This window comes from Streptococcus sp. DD10 (genome assembly GCF_001578805.1).
Lineage (GTDB): Bacteria > Bacillota > Bacilli > Lactobacillales > Streptococcaceae > Streptococcus.
The window spans coordinates 46,945-48,890 of sequence record NZ_KQ969157.1 but is presented as its reverse complement, the minus strand read 5'-3'; the positions used below and the strand labels follow the sequence as shown (position 1 = coordinate 48,890).

Sequence of the window (1,946 nt, the reverse complement as noted above, 5' to 3'; positions counted from 1 at the left end):
TGCCGACCAGCCAATCGTTTTTAATTTGTATTGGTTGTTTAGGGAACTCTTACAAAAAATCAAAATACTCCTTCACATCTTCTACATATCCATGCTTTTCAATTAAACTAGTTAAGAGTTCTAGATTGTGCCCCCGATAGTTGTCATCTCGACGTAGTTCTTCATACATTTCGATAAAAGGAAGACCCTTGGACTTAGCCAATTCTAACTCTGCTTCATAGTCATAAGCAACTTTTCGGAATAGAATATTTATCAATTCTCCATCTTCCACTTCTATCACGGCATACTGGGCACGGTGATTTTTTAACGCCTCCCAATCAAAATAGGGCATGCCAATCGTACCCGGATTGATGATTTGTTGCCCTTGACTTCCATAACGAAGCAACTGCTTGTGGACATGACCATAAACTGCCACGTCCGTTTCCTCGTCTAGGAGTTGGTCAAATTTATCTGTGTTATTCCCAACAGACAAGTCACCACCATAGTTCTTATTTGGCAAATTATGAGAAAGAGAAAAGCGCAGTCCATCAACTTCTTTCTTTTCTAGCATAGGTAAGTTTCGTAGCCAGACAATCGTTTCAGGATCCATTCGCTCCATCAAAAACTGGGTCAATCGCATGAGCTGGATTTCCTGTGGGTCTTCTAAGCCATATAGCCCATCTAAAGCCTCTAAGACACAATCATCCCAATTGCCTCGAACACTTGCCGTGATAGGAAGATTCTTTAGCAAGGCAATCAAGTCATGAGCACCTGGACCAGGTAGAAAAATATCTCCCAGAAGCCAGTACTCACTGGCTCCTTGAGTTTTAGCATCCGCAATCACTGCTTCTAGTGCAGTCACATTGCCATGAATATCTGATAAAATTGCGATTTTATGGTTCATGATGATTTCCTTCCGTTTGGTAATCTACACTCACTTCTGCCACTTGAGCCAATTCCACTTCTCCCTGAGGGTTCAACTTTCTCTGAACAGCTTCTGCGACTACCCTTGGCACACCAACTTCGACAATTTCATCCACACTGGCTTCTTTGATTTTAGTGAGAGACTTGAAATGCTTCATAAGATTTTGCTTGCGTTTAGGTCCCAGACCTTCAATCCCATCCAGTTGTGATGAAAAGGAATTTTTTGAGCGCAGTTGCCGGTGGAAAGTGATGGCAAAGCGGTGAACCTCATCTTGGATACGTTGAAGCAGGAAAAATTCCTGAGAATTGCGAGACAATTCCACCACTTCCAGCGGATCCCCAAAGAGTAGCTCATGGGTTTGGTGCTTGTCGTTCTTTTGAAGGCCCGCAATGGGAATGTCCAAGCCTAGCTCTTCTTGAATAACCTGCTTAGCGATATTGACCTGACCTTGTCCCCCATCGATGACAATCAAATCTGGCGGGGTTAAACCATCACGCTGAACCCGTCCATAGCGTCTGCGAATAACCTCTCGCATACTAGCATAATCGTCTGGCCCAACGACTGTCTTGATTTTGTACTTACGGTAATCTTTTTTACTTGGTTTGCCGTTGACAAAGACCACCATGGCCGAAACAGGACTGGTTCCCATGATATTAGAGTTATCGAAGGATTCGATGCGGACTGGGGTCGGGATTTGGAGCAAGCGTCCTAGATTTTCAATAGCCCCTTGGGTCTTTTCGACAGATTTTTCTAGCAGGTTAAATTTCTGCTCCAGACTAACACGGGCATTCTTTATAGCCAAATTGACCAGTTGTTTTTTCTCACCACGCTGAGGTTTGAGAATCTTGGTATCCACCAAGGCCTTAACGGCTTCTTCATCAATATCCTGCGGAATCAGCACCTCATTGGGAACCAGGTGAGATTTTTCTTGATAGAATTGTCCCACATAGGTCAAGAAGTCCTCATCCGGATCATTGTAGTAAGGGAAGAGGTTGACGTCCCGCTCAATGAGCTTGCCTTGACGAACAAAGAAAACCTGAAC

General features: G+C 43.9%; 2 protein-coding genes. Both read right to left on the bottom strand.

Translation table 11 applies throughout. The annotated features are described in order from the left end of the window. Positions 1-49: 49 nt before the first annotated feature. On the bottom strand, positions 50-883 hold the full coding sequence (locus STRDD10_RS00195; protein ID WP_067192011.1) for a metallophosphoesterase family protein: 834 nt from the start codon (positions 881-883) through the stop codon (positions 50-52). Further along, on the bottom strand, positions 873-1,946 hold a 1,074-nt coding region (uvrC, locus tag STRDD10_RS00190; RefSeq protein WP_082781996.1), incomplete at its 5' end, for an excinuclease ABC subunit UvrC. The genes uvrC and STRDD10_RS00195, both read right to left, overlap by 11 nt.

What these genes read in the sequence shown, in the direction of transcription:
- STRDD10_RS00195 (WP_067192011.1), bottom strand. Translation starts at nt 883, where the DNA reads ATGAACCATAAAATCGCAATTTTATCAGATATTCATGGCAATGTGACT.